Below are 16,024 nucleotides of genomic sequence, written 5' to 3' on the forward strand. Positions count from 1 at the left end.
GTACTCCTATGCCTGCGGGTCGCGGTAGTCGATCTCGGTGATGATGTAGGTGGTCTCGCCGCCGGGGGCGGCCACCGTGACCTCCTCGTCCAGGGGCTTGCCGAGCAGCGCCCTGGCCAGCGGCGAGTCGACGCTGATCCAGTGCTTGTCGGGGGCGATCTCGTCGTGGCCGACGATGCGGATACGCATCTCCTCGCCTTCCTCATCCTCCAGGGTGACGAAGGCGCCGAAGTAGACCTTGCCGGTATCCGCCGGCAGCCGGTCCACCACCGTCAGCTCGTCGAGCCGCTTGGTCAGGTAGCGGATGCGCGCGATGACCCGGTTCAGTTCCTTCTTGTTGTACGTATAGTCGGCGTTCTCCGAGCGGTCGCCCAGGGCCGCCGCCTCGCCCACCTTGGCGGAGAGGGCGGGGCGCTTGACCCGCGAGAGATGGTCGAGGATGCCGCGCAGCCGCTCGGCGCCCTCGGCGGTGATCAGGTGGCTCTTGGGTTCCTGGCGCGGATCCTTGGCCGGGTCGCGCCAACGGGTCATGTTGCGGCCTTTCATGGTGTACCTCGTGATTCATAGCCTGTCGATATCTGGCGGGAACATACGCCAAGCGAGTGGCGAAGGCCAAGATGGGAGCGACTGGCGAATAATTCAAACGTTCGTTACATTCGGGAGTGGGATCACAATACCAACACCCGAAGGAGAGCCGAGATGATACGACGTCGACTGCTGACAAGCGCCATGGGGCTGGGCGTTAGCCTGAGCCTGGCGGTGCTTCCTGTGGCAGCCGCCCACGCCTGGGAGGCGCGGGTGGAGGGCATCAAGAACCACTGGGAGCGCGTGGTGACCGAGCAGCCCGAGGGGGAGCGTGCCGATGGCCTCAAGGCCCTGGCCGGCCAGGTCGAGCGGCTGGTGGAGGAACACCCGAATGCGGCGGTACCGCTGGTGTGGCGGGGCATCATCGAGGCCTCCTGGGCGCGGGAGCGCAGCGGACTTGGGGCGCTCTCCAGTGCCAAGAGCGCCCGCGCTGCCCTGGAGCGGGCGGTAGAGCTCGACCCCCGGGGGCATAATGGCTCCGCCTACGTCACCCTGGGCGCGCTCTACGATCGCGTGCCGGGTGGCCTGCTGGGCTTCGGTGACAGCGAGACCGCCGAGCGCATGTTCCAGCAGGCCCTGGCCATTCGCCCCGACGGTATCGACGTCAACTTCTACTATGCCGCCTTCCTCAAGGAGGAGGGGCGCCTGGGCGAGGCCCGCGAGCATGCCCGGCGCGCCGTGGAAGGGCAGGCGCGGCCGTCTCGAACGGCCTCCGACGAGGCGCTGCGCGACGAGGCCCGCGAGCTGCTGTCCAGTCTCTGAGGGCTCAGGGCTATCGCGATCGGCTGTGGCAGTCGTTGGCCAGGTATCGCGTTCAAGGTTGGCATCCCCGGTGTCGATCACGATAATGGGGCCTTTCCTGTGACCGGAGAGCGCCATGCGTGACCCTCGCGAGATCCCGGATCTGGCTGCCGCACCCTTCACCCGTGCCGATGTGGAGCTTGCCGAGCGCCGTTGCCTCCATCAGGGCTTCTTCCGCCTCGAGTCGCTGCATCTGCGCCATCGCCTGTTCCAGGGTGGCTGGAGCGAGCCCATGGTGCGCGAGGTGCACCAGCGCCACGACGCCGTGGGAGTGCTGCTCTACGACCCCGAGCGCGATGCGGTGGTGCTGGTGGAGCAGTTTCGTGCCGGTGCCATCGATGATCCCGAGTCTCCCTGGAAGCTCGAGGTCGTCGCGGGCCTGGTGGAGCGGGGCGAGAGCGTTGCCGATGTCGCGCGCCGTGAATGCCAGGAGGAGGCGGGGTGCGAGGTGGGTGAGCTGATCGAGCTGCACACCTACTATCCCAGCCCCGGCGCCTGCAACGAGCGGGTCACCCTGCTCTGTGGCCTGGTCGACAGCCGCGGCCTCGGCGGGGTGCACGGCCTGGACGAGGAGCACGAGGACATTCGCGTGCATGTGCTGTCGTTTGCGCGGGCCTGGGAACTCCTGCAGTCTGGACGACTCGACAATGCCATGTGCCTGATCGCCTTCCACTGGCTGTCCGGTGAACGGGCCTCATTGCGAGCGAGGAGGTAGCGTGCCGACGAGAAGCGCCTATGTGACCGATCTGAAGAGCCTGCAGGGCGAGTGCAGCGCCAACTATCTGCGGCTGCTGCGCCTGATGGGTGAGCTTGCACCCGGTGAGAGCCGTGAGGTGGAGCTGGTGAGCCACGGCCACCGCGTCGGCCAGCTGTGTCTCAAGCTGCAGGAGCGCGCGCCTTATACCAGCATCGTGCGGGTCACCCAGCGCGGCATCCTCGACGACTACCTCGAGACGCCTCGCATGCGTGTGCATCTCTATCATGATGCGCGCATGGCCGAGGTCACCGACTTCCAGCGCCAGCGCCACTTCCACGGCCGCTATCGCTACCCCAATGCCCAGATGCACCAGCCGGACGAGAAGCTGCAGCTCAACCGCTTCCTCGGCGAGTGGCTCGAGCACGGCCTGGCCCACGGCCACTCCCTCGACGTTCCAGCGCTGCGCTAAGCGGCTGATACCCCCCGGAGCCTGCCATGCCCCGCCTGATTCAGATCAGCGACTGCCATCTATGCGCCGACCCAAAGGCCCGCGGCCGGCGCGGGGTGCCACTGCGCCAGCTGGAGGCGGTGGTCGCGGCCGTCAACCAGGAACGCCCGGACCTGGTGCTGGTCACCGGTGACATCAGCAACGATGACAGCGCGGCCTCCTATGCGCTGGCACGGCGCACGCTGGACGCTCTCGATGCGCCCTGGGAGTGGCTGCCCGGCAATCACGATGTGCTCGCCCCCATGGCCGAGACTCGGCCACTGAACGACGAGCTGACCCTCGGCCACTGGCGACTCCTGCTGCTCGATACCCATCTGCCCGGCCAGCCCCACGGCGAGCTCGACGCGGCGGCCCTGCAGGCGCTGGAGCGTCGCCTCGTCGCCGACAGGTCGCGGCCGGTGCTGATCGCCATGCATCACCCGCCCCTGTTGGTAGGGTCCGCCTGGCTGGATGCCATCGGCCTGCGGCACAGGGAGACGTTCTGGCAGACCCTGGCTCCCCATTCACATGTCCAGGCGATTCTCTGTGGCCATATCCACCAGGCCTTCGTCGGGCGCCATGCGCTGGAGGAGGGCGAGGTCACGGTCTACGGCTGCCCCTCCACCATCGACCCCTTTCTACCGGGCAGCGATCACTTTGCCGTCGACCCGGTCGCGCGCCCCGGGTATCGCGTCATCGATCTGGAGGAGGCGTTGACCACGCGGGTCGAACGGGTCGATATCTCGATATAAGTTATAAAAAGATAGTTATTGATTCTTTTGGGTTATTATTGGCCCGGCGTTACCCTGCCAGACATCGACAATCGACAGCGTCCCTGTCTTCTTTGCCATGTCATGCGAGGTAACCGGCCATGACCCTGCTTCATGCCCCCAAGCGCACGGAGGCGCCCGCGGCGACTGCCGCGCCCGATCCACGGCGGCTTACCCACCTCAAGCAGCTCGAGGCGGAGTCGATCCATATCATCCGCGAGGTGGTGGCCGAGTTCGCCAACCCGGTGATGCTCTACTCCATCGGCAAGGATTCGGCGGTGATGCTGCACCTGGCCCGCAAGGCCTTCTACCCCGGGCCGCCGCCCTTTCCGCTGCTGCATGTCGACACCACCTGGAAGTTCCGCGAAATGATCGCCTTTCGCGATCGAATGGCCGAGCAGGCGGGCATGGAGCTGCTGGTGCACACCAATGAGGAGGGGCGTGCCGCCGGCATCAACCCCTTCGATCACGGCTCCAGCGGCTATACCGATGTGATGAAGACCCAGGCCCTCAAGCAGGCCCTGGACCACTACGGCTTCGATGCCGCCTTCGGTGGTGCACGCCGGGACGAGGAGGCGAGCCGCGCCAAGGAGCGGGTGTTCTCCTTCCGCGACCGCTTCCACCGCTGGGACCCCAAGAATCAGCGCCCCGAGCTGTGGAACCTCTACAACGCCCGGGTCAACAAGGGCGAGTCGATCCGCGCCTTCCCGCTCTCGAACTGGACCGAGCTGGATATCTGGCAATACATCTACCTGGAGAGCATCCCCATCGTGCCGCTCTACTTCGCCGCACCACGCCCGGTCGTGGAGCGTGACGGCATGCAGATCATGGTCGATGACGAGCGCCTGCCGCTGGCGGATGGCGAGGTCCCCGAGGAGAAGTGGGTGCGCTTTCGCACCCTGGGCTGCTATCCGCTCACCGGGGCGGTGGAGTCGAAGGCGGCGACACTGCCCGAGATCATCCAGGAGATGCTGCTGACTCGCACCAGCGAACGCAGCGGCCGCGCCATCGACCACGACCAGGCGGGCTCAATGGAGAGGAAGAAGCGCGAGGGCTATTTCTGATGTCACACCAATCGACCCTGATCGCCGACAATATCGAGCAGTATCTGAGCGAGCATGAGAACAAGGACCTGCTGCGCTTCATCACCTGCGGCAGCGTCGACGACGGCAAGTCGACCCTGATCGGTCGCCTGCTGCACGACTCCAAGATGATCTTCGACGACCAGCTGGCGGCGATCACCCAGGCCTCCAAGAAGAGCGGTACCACCGGCGAGGAGGTGGATCTGGCGCTGCTGGTCGATGGCCTGCAGTCGGAGCGCGAGCAGGGCATCACCATCGATGTGGCCTACCGCTTCTTCTCCACCGATCGTCGCAAGTTCATCATCGCCGACACCCCGGGGCACGAGCAGTACACGCGCAACATGGCCACCGGGGCCTCCAATGCGAGCCTGGCGATCATCCTGGTCGATGCGCGTCACGGGGTGCAGACCCAGACCCGGCGGCACAGCTTCATCGCCGACCTGCTGGGCATCCAGCACCTGGTGGTGGCGGTCAACAAGCTCGACCTGGTGGACTACTCCCGTGAGCGCTTCGAGGAGATCGTCGCCGAGTATCAGACGATCGCCGAGAAGCTCAATGCCCCGGATATCCGCTTCGTGCCGATTTCGGCGCTCAAGGGCGATAACGTGGTCAATCCCAGCGCCGCCATGCCCTGGTACAGGGTGGAGGGAGAGCCGGGGCCGACGCTGCTGGAGCTGCTCGAGACGGTAGAGGTCAGCCGCGATCGCAATCTCTCCGACCTGCGCCTGCCGGTGCAGATCGTCAACCGCCCCAATCTCGACTTTCGCGGCTATGCCGGCACCCTGGAGGCCGGTCTGCTGCGCCCCGGCCAGGCGATCAAGGTGCTGCCCTCGGGGGTGAGCTCTACGGTCGAGCGCATCGTGACCTGGGACGGCGATCTCGAGGAGGCCTTCCCCGGCCAGGCGATCACCGTGACCCTTGCCGATGAGCTGGATATCTCCCGGGGTGACTGGATCGTCGCCGAGGATGCCGAGGTGGCGCTCACGAATGTCTTCGAGGCGGATATCGTATGGATGCATGAGCAGCCCCTCGAGCCTGGCCGCCAGGTCGATATTCGTCTGGCCGGCCGTTCGGTGGCGGGGCAGGTGAGTGCCATCGATCATCAGGTGGACGTCAATACCCTGGAGCGTCACCCCGCCGAGCGCCTCGAGCTCAACGCCATCGCCCGCTGCCGGGTGACATTGACGGGAGAGGTGCCGGTGGATGACTATGCGTTTAGCCCCGGTACCGGCAGCTTTATCGTCATCGACCGGCTAACCAATGTCACCGTGGGGGCCGGGATGGTACGCCGCATCCACGCAAGCGAGGGTGCCGCTCCCGGTGATATCGACTGGGCCGGTTTCGAGCTCGAACTCAACGCCCTGGTGCGCCGCTACTTCCCCCACTGGGAGGCCAGGGACCTGCGCGAGCTGCTCCGCCGAGAGCCATAAGCCGAGGGACCAGAGGAGAGTAGGCGGCGCGGCCGGTCGGGATGGCACAAGGAGAGGCTGCGCAGCATGAAATCCCCTATCGCGACCGTTCGCCACGTTCTGGACTTCATCAAGCGGCTGGTGCGTACCGTCGCCAGCCCCATGAAGCACGATCATGGTCGTGGCGGCATGATGGTCCAGCCATATCGAGGATACGGCTCCCGCACGCAGGTCTTTGTGATGGGCCGGGTGTTCCGCCAGGCGCGCCTCGGGCGGATGATCCCGCGCCGCAGCATGCTGCGTGACACCGCCGATGTCGTGCGGCGGGTCGCTCGTCGCGGGTACGCCGACGCCCGCGTGGAGATACGTCTCGGCGACAATGGCGTCGCCGTGACCACGGACAGGGATGGCTACTTCGATGCCCAGCTGCCTATCACTCATCCGTTGCCCGAGGAGGTCGCCTGGCACCGGGCGGATCTCGTGGTCACGGCAAACAGCCAGCCTCCCGTTCAGGCGAGCGTCGATGTCTTCGTGGCGCTGCCCGAAACGGATCTGATGGTGATCAGCGATATCGATGACACGGTCATGTACACGGGCGTCGCCGACAAGCTGCGCATGCTGTATCGGCTGTTCGTCGAAAAGCCCCATCGCCGCACCGCCTTTTCCGGTGCCGCCTCGCTCTACCAGGCACTGCATCGTGGCGCAGAGGGGCATGCCCAGCGCCCGATCATCTATGTATCCCGCGGCCCCTGGGCGATCTACGAGGTCCTGGAGACCTTCTTTCAGCTCAACCATATTCCCGTGGGACCCATCCTGTTCATGCGCGAGTGGGGCATCTCCCTTCGCCACCCCTGGCCACGGCGTGCCGAGGATCACAAGCGCGACCTGATCGCGCGCATGCTGGCCCTGTTCGACGAGATGCCCTGCATCCTGATCGGTGACAGTGGCCAGCATGACCCCGAGATCTATACCCAGATCGTCGAGGCGAACCCCGATCGCATCAAGGCGATCTATATTCGGCGGGTGGACGACAAACCGGATCGTGAACGCGCCATTCAGCGGCTTCGCGACCAGATTCGCCATACATCATGTGAGTTGGTGCTGGCCCCCGACAGCAACCTGATGGCGGAGCATGCGTATGCCAATGGCTATATCTCCTCCCATGGCGTGGAGGCCGTGCGTCGGGATATCGCCGATTGTAAAGACGACCCGGCGTGATCAGCCTCCTGGCGAGTCGCGTCTCCTGATACCCTCAAGGTCCCTATCGCCAGTTTGCTCGGGTGCCCGTGATGATCGTCTTGGTGATCGTTCTGCTGTTGGCTATCTTCCTGCTGCCCAATGCCTGGGCCCAGTGGGTGCTCAAGCGACATGCACGGGGGCGTGATGACTACCCCGGCAGCGGGGCGGAGCTGGCCGAGCATCTGCTGCGCCGCCTCGGCATCGAGGACGTTCGGGTAGAGGCGACCGAGCGGGGCGATCACTACGATCCCGAGGCGCGCTGCGTGCGGCTCTCCCCCGCGGTGTACCGGGGGCGCTCCCTCACCGCCGTCACGGTGGCGGCCCACGAGGTGGGACATGCCATCCAGCATCACCAGGGCTATGCCCCGCTGCTGGCGCGCTCGCGGCTGGTGACGGTGGCCCAGAAGGCCGAGAAGCTCGGCGCCCTGTTGATGATGGCCGCCCCCTTCCTGTTCGTGCTGACCCGTCTCCCCGGTGGGCTTGCCATCGTGGTGGTGGCGGCGGTGATCAGCTTCGGCACCGCCGCGCTGGTACATCTGGTGACCCTGCCGGTGGAGTTCGATGCCAGCTTCCAGCGTGCCCTGCCGCTGCTCAAGGAGTACATCCCGCCCGGCGACATGGCCGGTGCCCGCCATGTGCTGACCGCCTGCGCCTTCACCTATGTGGCGGCGTCGCTGTCGAGCATTCTCAATCTGGGGCGCTGGCTGGTGATCCTCAGACGCTGAAGGCCTGGACGCCTGCGAAACGCATGTCGTGCGAAGGCGGGAACCCAGCGTGTGGCTGCTGCAACCAACGGGTAGATGCGCCGCTGGCGCGCATCATCAACCCGCTGGAGGGGAGTCACCATGAATAGCATCAAGACGCTGACAATCGGACTGGGAGTGGCCGGGCTGCTGGGCGGTATCTCGTCACAGGCCATGGCCCATGACGAGGAAGCGCTGCGGCAGGCGCCGCCTGAAGCGCCCTTTATCAAGGTGAGTGATGCGCTGCCGCTGCCGGAGTTTATCCCCGGGCTCGGTACGCTCTTCGTCGACCCCGACACCCTGCCGGCCGGCCCGTTCCTGGCCTATGATCGCGAGGGGCAGCTGTCGGCCACCGTCTACATGACGCCGCTGGCGGCACTGGAGGAGGGAGCGGCCTTCAATGATATGGCGGTGGGCCTGCACCCTGTCGAGTCGGTGGATATCTACTATAACGCCGGCCATCCCGGCGTGGATGAACCCCATGCCCATGTCGTGCTGTTCCACGACAGCGAGGCGAAGGCGAGGCTGACCCCATGAGCCTGACTCGACGCCGGTTCCTGGTCATGAGCGGCGGCATCGCCGCTCTGGCCGCGCTGCCCCTGGCCATCGCCGAGCCGGAGCATGAGGTCGAGATCGCCATGCTCGGCACGGCGCGCGGCGAGCGGGTATGGTTCATGCCACTGGGGATCGCGGTGGCGCCATCGACGCGCGTGCGCTTCGTCAATCGAGACCCCGGCAACAGCCATACGGCCACGGCCTATCACCCGGCGAACTTCGAGCGGTCGCAGCGCATTCCCGATGCGGCCGTCCCGTTTCACAGCGGGTTTCTGCTGCCGGGTGACGCCTTCGAGGTGGTGCTGGATGCCCCGGGGGTCTATGACTACTACTGCCTGCCCCATGAGCGGGCGGGCATGGTGGGTCGCATCGTGGTGGGCACCCCGGAGACGCCGGGGTGGCAGGGGGCGGTCGTCGCGACGGATCACGCCGCCGCCACCGCACTGGCGGCGCTGCCGTCGGTGGAGCGGATTCTTGCCCACGGCCAGGTGATGCCGGAGGAGGCTGCATGACACATCGTCTGCGCGGTCTTGAGTCGCCCGAGGGGTTGGTGCCGGCGCTAGCCGGTGAGGCAGAGAGCGAACTGGTTGCCCGGGCACGGCATGGCGACGAGGCGGCGGTGCGCGAGCTGGTGCGACGCTTCAATCCGCGGCTGTTTCGTGTCGCGCGTGGCCTGCTGGACAGCGATGCCGCCGCGGAGGAGGCAGTGCAGGAGGCCTATGTGGCGGCCTTCACGCGGCTCGATACCTTCCGTGGCACGGCGCGCTTCTCCACCTGGCTGACCCGCATCGTGATCAACCAGGCCAGGATGCAGTGGCGTCGCCGGCGTCCGCTGGAGGAGTACGACACCGTGGATGAAGGCGATACCGATGACACCGTGGTGGTCTTTCCCGGTATCGGCCCCGAGGCCCTCGAGGCGGGGCTCGGTCGCCGGGAGTTTCGAGCCCTGCTGGAGGAAGCCCTCGACGAGCTGGCGCCGGAGTTCCGGCTGCCTTTCTTGATGCACGAGGTCGAGGGCATGGGGGTCTTCGCCATCGCCCGGGACCTGGGCATCAATCCCGCGACCATCAAGACGCGGCTGTTTCGGGCGCGTCGCAAGCTGCGTGCCCGCCTGGAGGCGAAGATGAAGGGAGGCTTCGGCGAGGTCTTTCCCTTCGATGGCGCGCGCTGTGCCGGCATGGCGGGGCGTGTCGTCGAGCGGCTTGTAGCGGCGGGGCAGATCACCCCGCCCGATCGGCGATGACCACCGCCCGGCGCGGTGCCGGGTAGCCCTCTCGGGTGCGGCTCGGATCGTCGGGATGGAGCGAGAAGCGTCAGCGCGCTCGGTTGGCGATGATTACCGCACGGCGCGGTGCCGGATAGCCCTCTCGGGTCCGGGTGGGGTCTTCGGGATCAAGAAAGTCCGCCAGCGACTGGAAGGTCATCCAGTCGGTGGCGCGCTGCTCGTCGGTGGTGGTCACCGCCTCGTCCACCACGCGCACGTTCTCGAAGCCGCAGCGCTCGAGCCAGTGGCAGAGGGCCGCGGAAGAGGGCAGGAAGTAGACATTGGGCATGGCGGCGTAGCGCTCGCCGGGGAGCAGCACCGTGGTGGCATCCCCCTCCACGACCAGCGTCTCCAGCACCAGCTCGCCACCGGGCCGGAGCGCCTCCTTGAGCTGCTGCAGATGCTCCAGCGGGGAGGGGCGGTGATAGAGCACGCCCATGGAGAACACCGTATCGAAGAAGCCGAGATTCTCGGGTACCTCCTCGATGCCCACCGGCAGGAAGTGGGTGCGCAGGCCATCGGCATCGCCGACGAAGTGGCGTACCGCCCGGAACTGCCAGAAGAAACGCGGCGAGGGGTCGATCACCAGCACGAAGCCGGCCCCGGCGCCGGCCATTCGCCAGCCGTGGTAGCCGCTGCCGCCGCCCACATCGAGGATGCGCCGGCCGGCGAGCGGCGCCAGGTGTGGAGCGACGCGCTGCCACTTCCAGTCGGAGCGCCACTCGGTATCGATATGAATCCCGCCCAGTGAGAAGGGCCCCTTGCGCCAGGGGGCGAGCTTTCTGAGCAGGTTCTCGCACTGGCGCCGGCGACTCTCGTCGAGCGCGAGCTCGACGCTGACCGTATCGGCATTCAGCTGTACATGCCGCTCGTCGGGCAGCGCCGGCAGCTTGGCCACCGCCTTCTCCCAGGCGGGCAGGTCACCGAAGCGCCTGCGGTCGAGGCCGCGGGCGAGCTGGTCGGGCAGGCGGGCCAGCCAGGTGTCGAGCCCCTGGTCGATAAAGGCCCGATAGAGCTCGCGGTGCTCGGCGGCAATCGGCATGGTTCAGGCCTCGTGTGGCGTCGGGGTGGCAGCCCCCCTGGAAGCCTCATGCTTGAAGGCGATCAGGGAGGCAAAGTTGAGCAGCTGGAACCAGGTGTGGGTACGCGAGAAGCCGGCCTGGTCGAGACGCGCATGGTGCTCGGCCAGGGTGTCGGGCACCAGCACGTTCTCCAGCGCCGTGCGCTTCTGGCTGATCTCCAGATCGCTGTAGCCGTTGGCGCGCTTGAAATCGTGGTAACGCTCTACCAGCCAGGCATTCTCCTGCTCGTCCTCGGCGCGGATCTTCTCCGAAAGCACCAGCACACCGCCGGGCTCCAGGGCGGCAAACAGTCGTGCCACCACGGCCTCGCGGTCCTGCGGAGGCAGGAACTGCAGCGTGAAGTTGAGCACGATCATGCCCGCCGGCTGATACTCCAGCTGACGGATATCGCCCTCGAGCACCTCCATGGCGTGGTCGGGGCACTCGGCGGCCAGCGTCTCCCGGGCGCGGGAGACCATGGCCGGGGAGAGGTCGACCCCGGTGTAGCGGAAGGCGTCCGGGGCGAGCTGGCCGGCCAGGGCCAGGCCCCCGGCACCCAGCGAGCAGCCCAGGTCATAGACCCGGGCGCCGTGGCGCAGGTGACGCTGGGCGATCAGCCCCAGCATGCCGAGTATCTGTCCGTAGCCCGGCACCGAGCGACGAATCATGTCGGGAAAGCAGGCGACGACTCGCTCGTCGAAGGAGAAGCGGGCCACCCGGTCGAGGGGTGTCGAAAAGATCGCGTCACGGTAAGATGCGTCACTCATGATCGGGCCAGATAGACGGAAACGGGCGCCATTCTACGCGTGCCGCCTCGCCCTCGCACCCGTCGCTTTCAAGGAGGAGAAGGATGATCAACGAGAGCGCCGCCTGGCGTGAGCTCGAGGCGCATGCCGCTGAAGTGAGCCAACGCCACCTGCGTGAGCTGTTTGCCGCGGAGCCGGATCGTCAGGCCAGCTTTACCCGCCATGCCGCGGGCCTCACCCTGGACCTCTCCAAGCAGCGCTGGTCCAGGGAGACCCTGACGCGCCTGCTGGCCCTGTCCGAGGAGGCCGGGGTACCCGGCGCGATCGAGCGCCTGCTCGCCGGCGAGCGAGTCAACGTCAGCGAGGATCGCCCGGCCCTGCATACGGCGCTGCGGCTGCCCGCCGAGGCTTCGCTGGTGGTGGAGGGGGAGGACCTGGTACCCGGGGTCCACCGTACCCTGGAGCGCATGACGGAGATGGTGGCGCTGTTTCATGCCGGTCAGTGGCGAGGGGCCACCGGCAAGCCGATCCGGGATGTGGTCAACCTGGGGGTCGGTGGTTCGGACCTCGGCCCGCTGATGGTGACCCATGCCCTGACCGACTATCGCCCCGATGACGTGCACACCATCGAGGTGCACTTTGCCTCGACCATGGATGGCTCCCAGCTGGCCGACTACCTGCTGCGCCTGAATCCCGAGACCACCCTGTTCGTGCTGTCATCGAAGTCCTTCACCACCATCGACACCCTCTCCAATGCCAATACCGCGCGTGACTGGCTGATGGCCCGCCTGATGGAGAGCGATGGCGTGGATGCCGCGCTGATCATGCGTCAGCACTTTATCGGCGTGTCGGCCAGCACCGAGAAGATGAGCGAGTGGGGCATCGCCCCGGCGCATCAGCTGGAGTTCTGGGAGTGGGTAGGGGGGCGCTATTCGCTCTGGGGCGCCATCGGCCTGCCCATCGCCCTGGTGACCGGCATGCCGAACTTCCGGGCGCTGCTGGCCGGCGCCCACGCCATGGACCGCCACTTCCGCGAGACCCCGATGGCGGACAACCTGCCGGTGCTGCTGGCCCTGGCGGGGATCTGGAACGTCAACTTCCTGGATATTCGCGCCCACTCCATCCTGCCCTACGATGGACGCCTGGAGTACTTCGCCGCCTATCTCGAGCAGCTGGAGATGGAGTCCAACGGCAAGTCGGTGACCCATGAAGGGCGCGAGGTCGGCTATGCCACCTGCCCGGTGCTGTGGGGCCAGCTCGGCCCCAATGCCCAGCACGCCTTCTATCAGCTGCTCCACCAGGGCACCCAGGCGGTGGAGTGCGACTTCATCGCGCCGCTGCGGCGCTACGACGGGGTCGAGGATGCCGCGACCCGCGCCCACCTCAAGGGGCAGCACCGCCTGACCCTGGCCAACTGCTTCGCCCAGTCCCGGGTGCTGATGCTGGGGGATGACGCCATCGATGATGACGGCCCGCGCCCCGGCCACAAGCGCTACCGCGGCAACCAGCCCTCAAGCACCCTGCTGCTCGACGAGCTGACGCCATCCACCCTGGGGGCACTGATCGCCCTGTATGAGCACAAGGTGTTCGTTCAGGCCACGATCTGGGGGATCAACCCCTTCGACCAGTGGGGGGTCGAGCTGGGCAAGAAGATCGCCGGCGAGACCCAGCGCATCCTCGAGAGCCATGAGGGGCTGGCGACCATGGATGCCTCCACGCGAGCCCTGATCGAGGCGGCCTGGGCGGCAGAGGAGTCCCCATGAGGCTGGCTACCTATACAGGTGTTGCGGTATGCTGAGCGGCTCGAGGCAGTCAGCGCCTGCGACCGGGGTGCTCTATCTTCACGGCTTCAACAGCGGGGCCGCCTCGCCCAAGGGCGTGTTGATGCGGCGCGCCTGCGTGGCCGTGGGAGTGCCCTGCATCACGCCCCAGCTGCCACACCAGCCGAGTGAGGCCCTGGCACTGGCGGAGTCGCACCTGTCCGAACTGGGCGAGCGCCCGCTGGTGGCGGGAAGCTCCATGGGGGGCTTTCTGGCGACCTGCCTGGCCGAGCGTTTCGCGCTTGCCGGTGTGCTGATCAACCCGGCGGTGCGTCCGGCGGATCTGGTGGCTGAGTGGGTGGGCGAGCAGTTCGTCAACGACCATACCGGCGAGCGGTTCACGATCGGCGAGCGGCACCTGGCCGAGCTGGCGGCACTGACGCCCGAGGCGGTGAGTCCCGAACGCTATCTGCTGCTGCTGGGAACCGCCGATGAGGTGCTCGACCCCGCCCATGCCTGCGCGCTCTATCGTGGCGCAACAATGCTGCTGCACCCCGGGGCCGACCACGCCTTCACGGTACTCGCTCGACACCTGCCGGCGGTGCTGGCGCATGGCGGTCACGCCCTGCCGCGGGAGTGGCAGGCCAGCTAACACTAAGGAACCGGACGACTCATGACGCAATACAGTGCCAGCTCGATCGAGGTGCTTTCCGGCCTGGAGCCGGTGCGCAAGCGCCCGGGCATGTACACCGATACCAGCCGCCCCAACCACCTGATCCAGGAGGTGGTCGACAACAGCGTCGATGAGGCGCTGGCCGGCCACGCCAGTCGCGTCGCCGTGCGCCTGTTCGAGGATGGTGGCATCGAGGTCTCCGACGACGGCCGCGGCATGCCCATCGATATTCACCCCGAGCACGGCGTCTCCGGGGTGGAGTTGATCCTGACCCGGCTGCATGCCGGGGGCAAGTTCTCCAACGCCAGCTACCAGTTCTCCGGCGGTCTGCATGGGGTCGGGGTATCTGTGGTCAACGCCCTCTCCCGGCGCCTGGAGGTGGAGGTATTGCGCGATGGCAGCCGTCACGCCATCGCCTTCGAACACGGCGAGCCGGTCTCTGGCCTTGCGGTGATCGGCAGCGTGGGCAAGCGCAATACCGGCACGGTGCTGCGTTTCTGGCCCGAGACCAGCTACTTCGATAGCCCACGCCTGGCCATCGGGCGGCTCAAGCACCTGCTGCGTGCCAAGGCGGTGCTCTGCCCGGGGCTCAAGGTGACCCTGGTGGAGCCCGATGGCACCGAGAGCGAGTGGCAGTACGCGGATGGCCTGCGTGACTACCTGGCCCAGGCGACCGATGGCTTCGAGGTACTGCCCGATTCGCCCTTTATCGGCCACTTTGCCGATGACGAGCAGGGCGTGGACTGGGCGATCCAGTGGCTTCCCGAAGGGGGCGAGCCGTTGCTGGAGAGCTACGTCAACCTGATCCCCACGCCCCAGGGCGGCACCCACGTCAACGGCCTTCGCGCCGGCCTGCTCGAGGCGCTGCGCGAGTTCTGCGAGTACCGAAGCCTGCTGCCGCGGGGGGTGAAGCTCAGCGCCGAGGACCTCTGGGAGCGGGTCAGCTATGTGCTCTCGGTGAAGATGCTCGACCCGCAGTTCGCCGGTCAGACCAAGGAGAGGCTCTCCTCGCGCACCGTGGCGGGCTTCGTTTCCGGCGTGGTCAAGGACGCCTTCTCGCTGTGGCTCAACCAGCATGTCGACCAGGCCGAGGCCCTGGCGGAGCTGGTGATCAGCGCCGCCCAGCGCCGCCAGAAGAGCTCGAAGAAGGTGGCGCGCAAGAAGGTCACCTCGGGGCCGGCGCTGCCCGGCAAGCTGGCCGACTGCTCCGGTCAGGACCCGGCCGCCAGCGAGCTGTTTCTGGTGGAGGGGGACTCCGCCGGCGGCAGCGCCAAGCAGGCGCGCGATCGCGAGACCCAGGCGATCCTACCGCTGCGCGGCAAGATACTGAACACCTGGGAGGTGGAGTCCCACGAGATCTACGGCTCCCAGGAGGTCCACGATATCGCCGTGGCCGTGGGCATGGATCCCGGCAGCGACAACCTCTCCAAGCTGCGCTACAACAAGATCTGCATTCTTGCCGACGCCGACTCCGATGGCCTGCATATCGCCACCCTGCTGTGCGCGCTGTTCGTGCGTCACTTCCCGGCACTGGTCGACGCCGGCCACGTGTTTGTGGCCATGCCGCCGCTCTACCGTATCGACCTGGGCAAGGAGGTCTTCTACGCCCTGGACGAGAGCGAGAAGGCGGCGATCCTGCGCAAGCTGGAGGGCAAGCGCGGCACCGTGAACGTCCAGCGCTTCAAGGGCCTGGGCGAGATGAGCCCGCTGCAGCTGCGCGAGACCACCATGGCCACGGAGACACGCCGCCTGGTCCAGCTCACCCGCGAGGCCGACGACGGCACCATGGAGATGATGGACATGCTGCTGGCCAAGAAGCGGGCCGCCGACCGCAAGAGCTGGCTCGAGGACTACGGCAACCTCGCTGACATAGAGGTGTAGCCACGAGCACTATGAATGTCGCCAATCGCGCGATAAATCGCTCTCCTACGACGATTATGGCAGCTGTCTACGCCTTGTAGGAGCCCGATTTATCCGGCGATGGGAGCGGGTAAGTCGCGCGATGAATCGCGCTCCTACGATGATTATGGCAACCGCCTACGCCTTGTAGGAGCCGGATTTATCCGGCGATGGGAGCAGGTAAATTGCGCGATAAATCGCGCTCCTACGAGATAGATAGCATGACTGCATGAGGTACTACTCAGACAGTCTC

At 66.6% G+C, this 16,024-nt stretch carries 17 protein-coding genes and 1 pseudogene; 14 read left to right on the top strand and 4 right to left on the bottom strand.

All coding sequences use genetic code 11. The annotated features are described in order from the left end of the window. Positions 1-6: 6 nt before the first annotated feature. The gene (gene greB / locus Q0894_RS12830) at positions 7-546 is read right to left on the bottom strand and encodes a transcription elongation factor GreB (protein ID WP_299235985.1); all 540 of its coding nucleotides are present in this window, start codon (positions 544-546) and stop codon (positions 7-9) included. A gap of 153 nt (positions 547-699) precedes the next feature. Here greB and Q0894_RS12835 point away from each other — a divergent pair, with 153 nt between their 5' ends. The 11 genes from Q0894_RS12835 to Q0894_RS12885 all read left to right on the top strand — a co-directional run bounded on the left by Q0894_RS12835 (position 700) and on the right by Q0894_RS12885 (position 9,611). After that, positions 700-1,347 carry a tetratricopeptide repeat protein gene (locus Q0894_RS12835; RefSeq protein ID WP_299235987.1) on the top strand — a complete coding sequence of 216 codons (648 nt, stop codon included), beginning with the start codon at positions 700-702 and terminating at the stop codon, positions 1,345-1,347. A gap of 115 nt (positions 1,348-1,462) precedes the next feature. After that, complete coding sequence (locus Q0894_RS12840; RefSeq protein ID WP_299235989.1) at positions 1,463-2,101, top strand: NUDIX domain-containing protein; 639 nt, start codon at positions 1,463-1,465, stop codon at positions 2,099-2,101. A 1-nt stretch (position 2,102) separates the two neighbouring features. Beyond that, positions 2,103-2,552: a DUF1249 domain-containing protein gene (locus Q0894_RS12845; RefSeq protein WP_132045274.1), complete on the top strand. Its 450-nt coding sequence runs from the start codon at positions 2,103-2,105 to the stop codon at positions 2,550-2,552. 26 nt (positions 2,553-2,578) lie between these two features. After that, the gene (locus Q0894_RS12850) at positions 2,579-3,322 is read left to right on the top strand and encodes a phosphodiesterase (protein ID WP_299235991.1); all 744 of its coding nucleotides are present in this window, start codon (positions 2,579-2,581) and stop codon (positions 3,320-3,322) included. A gap of 119 nt (positions 3,323-3,441) precedes the next feature. Then, a complete protein-coding gene (cysD, locus tag Q0894_RS12855) occupies positions 3,442-4,404 on the top strand; it encodes a sulfate adenylyltransferase subunit CysD (RefSeq protein WP_299235993.1) in 963 nt (320 codons plus the stop codon). Then, positions 4,404-5,852: a sulfate adenylyltransferase subunit CysN gene (gene cysN / locus Q0894_RS12860; RefSeq protein WP_299236009.1), complete on the top strand. Its 1,449-nt coding sequence runs from the start codon at positions 4,404-4,406 to the stop codon at positions 5,850-5,852. Before cysD ends, cysN begins: the two co-directional genes overlap by 1 nt. Positions 5,853-5,918: 66 nt before the next feature. Further along, on the top strand, positions 5,919-7,049 hold the full coding sequence (locus Q0894_RS12865; protein WP_299236011.1) for a phosphatase domain-containing protein: 1,131 nt from the start codon (positions 5,919-5,921) through the stop codon (positions 7,047-7,049). A gap of 71 nt (positions 7,050-7,120) precedes the next feature. Continuing rightward, entirely contained in the window at positions 7,121-7,795 is a 675-nt protein-coding gene (locus tag Q0894_RS12870; protein ID WP_299236013.1) for a zinc metallopeptidase, read from the top strand. Between the two features lie 120 nt (positions 7,796-7,915). Next, positions 7,916-8,350, top strand: coding sequence for a hypothetical protein (locus tag Q0894_RS12875; protein ID WP_299236014.1), 435 nt, complete (start codon positions 7,916-7,918; stop codon positions 8,348-8,350). Beyond that, complete coding sequence (locus Q0894_RS12880) at positions 8,347-8,880, top strand: plastocyanin/azurin family copper-binding protein (RefSeq protein ID WP_299236016.1); 534 nt, start codon at positions 8,347-8,349, stop codon at positions 8,878-8,880. Before Q0894_RS12875 ends, Q0894_RS12880 begins: the two co-directional genes overlap by 4 nt. Beyond that, positions 8,877-9,611, top strand: a complete 735-nt coding sequence (locus tag Q0894_RS12885) for an RNA polymerase sigma factor (RefSeq protein ID WP_299236018.1) — start codon at positions 8,877-8,879, stop codon at positions 9,609-9,611. The genes Q0894_RS12880 and Q0894_RS12885 overlap by 4 nt, the downstream gene beginning before the upstream one ends. On the opposite strand, the pseudogene Q0894_RS15785 reads toward Q0894_RS12885, so the two are convergent. The 3 genes and pseudogenes from Q0894_RS15785 to cmoA form a co-directional block, all read right to left on the bottom strand. Then, positions 9,589-9,639, bottom strand: a pseudogene (locus Q0894_RS15785) (hypothetical protein); the annotation flags it as partial. The gene Q0894_RS12885 and the pseudogene Q0894_RS15785 sit on opposite strands and share 23 nt — an antisense overlap. Positions 9,640-9,681: 42 nt before the next feature. Continuing rightward, complete coding sequence (cmoB, locus tag Q0894_RS12890) at positions 9,682-10,674, bottom strand: tRNA 5-methoxyuridine(34)/uridine 5-oxyacetic acid(34) synthase CmoB (protein ID WP_299236020.1); 993 nt, start codon at positions 10,672-10,674, stop codon at positions 9,682-9,684. A 3-nt stretch (positions 10,675-10,677) separates the two neighbouring features. Beyond that, positions 10,678-11,460 (bottom strand): carboxy-S-adenosyl-L-methionine synthase CmoA, encoded by a 783-nt coding sequence (gene cmoA / locus Q0894_RS12895; protein ID WP_299236022.1) that lies wholly within the window; start codon positions 11,458-11,460, stop codon positions 10,678-10,680. A gap of 83 nt (positions 11,461-11,543) precedes the next feature. Here cmoA and pgi point away from each other — a divergent pair, with 83 nt between their 5' ends. From pgi to parE, 3 genes are read left to right on the top strand one after another with little or no spacing between them, the layout of a single operon-like run. Further along, entirely contained in the window at positions 11,544-13,202 is a 1,659-nt protein-coding gene (gene pgi, locus Q0894_RS12900) for a glucose-6-phosphate isomerase (protein WP_299236024.1), read from the top strand. A gap of 28 nt (positions 13,203-13,230) precedes the next feature. Continuing rightward, entirely contained in the window at positions 13,231-13,851 is a 621-nt protein-coding gene (locus Q0894_RS12905; RefSeq protein ID WP_299236026.1) for a YqiA/YcfP family alpha/beta fold hydrolase, read from the top strand. Between the two features lie 21 nt (positions 13,852-13,872). Continuing rightward, the gene (parE, locus tag Q0894_RS12910) at positions 13,873-15,753 is read left to right on the top strand and encodes a DNA topoisomerase IV subunit B (RefSeq protein WP_299236028.1); all 1,881 of its coding nucleotides are present in this window, start codon (positions 13,873-13,875) and stop codon (positions 15,751-15,753) included. Positions 15,754-16,024: the final 271 nt, after the last annotated feature.

It is taken from the genome of uncultured Halomonas sp. (genome assembly GCF_947501415.1).
Lineage (GTDB): Bacteria > Pseudomonadota > Gammaproteobacteria > Pseudomonadales > Halomonadaceae > Halomonas.